Source organism: Neisseria sp. P0022.S010 (assembly GCF_051956635.1).
This window is the reverse complement of record NZ_JBQCXF010000243.1, coordinates 1-4,345: the sequence shown is the minus strand read 5'-3', so window position 1 is coordinate 4,345 and position 4,345 is coordinate 1. Positions and strand designations below refer to the sequence as shown.

Annotated in this window: 3 protein-coding genes; all 3 read left to right on the top strand. The window is 49.8% G+C overall.

The genetic code is table 11. The features are described 5' to 3' along the window. The first annotated feature begins 211 nt into the window (after positions 1-211). The 3 genes from rpoH to ACTHUT_RS14520 all read left to right on the top strand — a co-directional run bounded on the left by rpoH (position 212) and on the right by ACTHUT_RS14520 (position 4,211). The gene (gene rpoH / locus ACTHUT_RS14530; RefSeq protein ID WP_250599775.1) at positions 212-1,075 is read left to right on the top strand and encodes an RNA polymerase sigma factor RpoH; all 864 of its coding nucleotides are present in this window, start codon (positions 212-214) and stop codon (positions 1,073-1,075) included. 148 nt (positions 1,076-1,223) lie between these two features. Further along, the gene (hemA, locus tag ACTHUT_RS14525; RefSeq protein WP_003684306.1) at positions 1,224-2,477 is read left to right on the top strand and encodes a glutamyl-tRNA reductase; all 1,254 of its coding nucleotides are present in this window, start codon (positions 1,224-1,226) and stop codon (positions 2,475-2,477) included. Positions 2,478-2,711: 234 nt separating this feature from the next. Then, the gene (locus ACTHUT_RS14520) at positions 2,712-4,211 is read left to right on the top strand and encodes a DegQ family serine endoprotease (protein ID WP_003684314.1); all 1,500 of its coding nucleotides are present in this window, start codon (positions 2,712-2,714) and stop codon (positions 4,209-4,211) included. The last annotated feature ends 134 nt before the right edge of the window (positions 4,212-4,345 follow it).

The window sequence follows — 4,345 nt, the reverse complement described above, 5'->3', positions numbered from 1 at the left end:
GTAATATACTTATCCAAAACCTAGCAAATCACTCAAATTTTCTAAGACAATCAACCCTTGCGATTCAAGCAGTAAAAACTATTGAATCTATCGTTAATTTACAGAAAAAATCCAACCCATAACAAAACAAACCACAGGCAGTGGTATACTGCTTGTCACACAAATAAACAAAAGCCGTTTTCAGACGGCCTAATCAAGGAGAGCATCCTTTATGAATAAAGCTTTTGCATTACCCGTTATCCACAGCGGCAACGGTAGCCTCGAGCAATACATTCATACTGTCAACAGCATTCCCATGCTTACCGCCGAAGAAGAAACACAACTGGCCGAACGTCAACAAAAAGGCGATCTCAACGCCGCCAAACAGCTTATTCTGTCCCATCTTCGCGTCGTCGTATCCATTGCACGCGGCTACGACGGCTACGGCCTCAACCAAGCCGACCTGATTCAAGAAGGCAATATCGGCCTGATGAAAGCCGTCAAACGCTACGAACCAAGTCGCGGCGCGCGCCTATTTTCGTTTGCCGTACATTGGATTAAAGCCGAAATCCACGAATTCATTTTGCGCAACTGGCGTTTGGTCCGCGTTGCCACCACCAAACCGCAACGCAAACTGTTCTTCAACCTGCGCAGCATGCGTAAAAACCTGAATGCCTTGTCTCCAAAAGAAGCGCAAGAAATCGCCGACGATTTGGGTGTCAAATTGTCCGAAGTCTTGGAAATGGAGCAACGCATGACCGGTCACGACATCGGCATCATGGCGGAAAACAACGATGACGAAGACAACTTTGCCCCTATCGACTGGTTGGCCGACCACGATGCAGAGCCTAGCCGTCAGTTGTCCAAACAAGCCCACTACGTACTGCAAACCGAAGGTCTGCAAAACGCCTTGGCGCAACTGGACGACCGCAGCCGCCGTATCGTTGAAAGCCGCTGGTTGCAAGACGATGGCGGTTTAACCCTGCACGAATTGGCTGCCGAATACGGCGTATCTGCCGAACGCATCCGCCAAATCGAATCCAAAGCCATGCAAAAATTGCGCGGTTTCTTGGCAGAAGAAGCAGAAGCGGTTTAAGCCTTTCATGATAAAAAGGCCGTCTGAATCTTTTCAGACGGCCTTTTCGATGGCAAACCTCATTGCATCTTCTCTCCCAACACATTCATTTTAAAGCCCACTTAAGCTATAATACCCACCACACACACTACCCAGTCATACCATAACCATGCAACTTACCGTCGTCGGACTCAATCACCAAACCGCGCCCTTGAGCATACGCGAAAAACTGGCATTTGCAGCTGCAAATCTGCCGGATGCCGTGTCCAACCTCGCGCGCAGTGAGGCGGCGGAAGAAGCAGTCATTCTTTCTACCTGCAACCGCACCGAGCTCTACTGCGTCGGTGAAACCGAAAAAATCATCGACTGGTTGGCGCAATATCACGACCTGCCTGCCGAAGAAATCCGCCCTTACCTCTATACCTTGGATAACAATGAAACCGTCCGCCATGCCTTCCGCGTCGCCTGCGGTTTAGATTCTATGGTCTTGGGCGAACCGCAAATTCTCGGTCAAATCAAAGATGCCGTCCGCGTTGCGCAAGAACAGGAAAGCATCAACACCCATTTAAACGCCCTGTTTCAAAAAACCTTTGCCGTTGCCAAAGAAGTGCGTACCGACACTGCTGTCGGCGAAAACTCCGTCTCCATGGCTTCTGCATCGGTCAAAATGGCAGAGCAAATCTTCCCTTCCATTTCCGATCTGAACGTTCTCTTTATTGGCGCAGGCGAAATGATTGAACTGGTGGCCACTTATTTTGCCGCCAAAAATCCCAAGCTCATTACCGTTGCCAACCGTACACACCAGCGCGCGCAGGAATTGTGCGACAAACTCGGCGTCAACGCCGAAGCCTGCCTGTTGAATGAATTGCCCGATATTCTTCACGATTACGACGTGGTCGTTTCTTCCACCGCCAGCCAACTTCCCCTCGTCGGCAAAGGCATGGTTGAGCGCGCATTGAAAAAACGCCACAACATGCCTGTTTTCCTTCTGGATTTGGCCGTTCCGCGCGACATCGAAGCCGAAGTCGGCGAATTGGAAGACGCATATCTCTATACCGTAGACGACATGATGGACATTGTCCAAAGCGGTAAAGATGCGCGCAAAAAAGCAGCGGCGGCGGCTGAAAGCATGGTGGAAGAAAAAGTCAGCGAATTTATCCGCCTGCAGAAAAACCGTCAAAGCGTTCCGCTTATCCGCGCCTTGCGCGACGAAGGCGAACGTGCGCGCCGCCAAGTATTGGAAAATGCCATGAAGCAACTGGCAAAAGGCGTGTCGGCCGAGGATGTCCTCGAACGCCTCTCCATCCAGTTGACCAACAAACTACTCCACTCTCCGACACGCACGCTCAATAAAGCCGGCTCGGACAACAGCGAATTAATCGATGCCGTGGCGCAGATCTACCATTTGGATCAACACGACTGACCACAATGTAAAGGCCGTCTGAAAGAAGCGAACCGACCGACAGGTCATATTCAAAAGCTTTCAGACGGCCTTAAAACAATAAAATCCCAATTATCATTTTTTCATTTAAAATGAAATGCTTGAAAAAAAACTGTTAAAGTGTAAAAATCCTACCTTATACATTTAAACAATAAAACTGCCTGCCGGCTCAAACGCATACCGACAATACGATAGGCACCGGCAAAAGGAACTTTCGTGAACATTAAAACAAACACATATCTGGCCCTTGCTGTCCTCTCAGCTTCTCTTCTTTCAGGTTGCGACAAAGTCAGCACCTTTTTCGGCAAAGACGAAAACAAAGAACTCGTCCAACGCATAGAAACCAATACCGATGACGGAAAGGTCGGCATGTTGTTGCCCGACTTCGCCCAACTGGTGCAAAACGAAGGACAGGCAGTCGTCAATATTCAAGCGACACCGGCGAAACGCACTGCGACACCGGATGACGACCACAGCATGGACCTGAGCCAATTCCCCGACAACGATCCGTTTTACGAGTTCTTCAAACGCCTTGTTCCCAATATGCCCGACATGCCGCAGGAAGATACTGAAAGCGACGCTTTGAATTTCGGTTCCGGCTTCATCATCAGCAAAGACGGCTATATCCTGACCAATACCCACGTGGTTGCCGGCATGGGCAATATCAAAGTCCTGCTCAACGATAAACGCGAATACACAGCCAAACTGGTCGGCTCAGACGCCCAATCCGACGTTGCCCTCTTAAAAATCGAGCCGCAAGAAGACTTGCCGGTTGTCAAAATCGGTAATCCGAAAGATTTGAAACCGGGCGAATGGGTAGCCGCCATCGGCGCGCCTTTCGGCTTTGACAACAGCGTAACCTCCGGCATCGTCTCCGCAAAAGGCCGCAGCCTGCCGAATGAAAACTACACGCCGTTTATCCAAACCGACGTTGCCATCAACCCCGGTAACTCAGGCGGCCCATTATTCAACCTCCGCGGCCAAGTAGTCGGCATCAATTCGCAAATTTACAGCCGCAGCGGCGGTTTCATGGGCATTTCGTTTGCCATTCCGATTGATGTTGCCATGAATGTGGCCGAACAATTAAAAGCCAACGGCAAAGTCCAACGCGGTCAATTAGGCGTGGTTATTCAAGAAGTTTCTTACGATTTGGCCAAATCTTTCGGTTTGGACAAAGCAAGTGGCGCGCTGATTGCCAAAATCATGCCAAACAGCGCGGCACAACAAGCCGGTTTGCAGGTTGGCGACATCGTACGCAAAGTTAACGGCGAAGAAGTCCGCGCTTCCAGCGATTTGCCTGTTATGGTCGGCTCGATTATGCCGGGTAAAGAAGTGACTTTGAGCATTTGGCGCGGCGGCAAACAAACCGATGTCAAAGTAAAACTTGGCAGCGCAGCCGAGCAAACGGAAACTTCTGCAAAAGAAGCCGAACACCCACAACATGAAGGCAGCCATGACGGATTTACCGTTGAAAACGCAGGCGTTACCCTGCAGGTTGAAAACGCAGACGGCAAACAACGCTTAATCGTTCTGCGCGTTAGCGGAGCGGCCGAACGTGCCGGCCTCAAACGCGGCGACGAAATCATTGCCGTCAGCCAAATCAGCGTCAATGACGAATCCACTTTCCGTAGCGCATTGGAAAGCTCAGGCAAAAACGTACCGCTTTTGGTACAACGCGATGGCAATACTTTGTTCCTCGCACTAAATCTGCAGTAGTCCGATTTTTCAGACGGCATGATGATGTGTTAGATGATAAAATACCCATCTGTCAAAGGCGGTGGGTATTTTGTTATCCGCCTTCCAATTTAGGCCGTCTGAAAATATTTCACCGCTTATATACAATATAATTA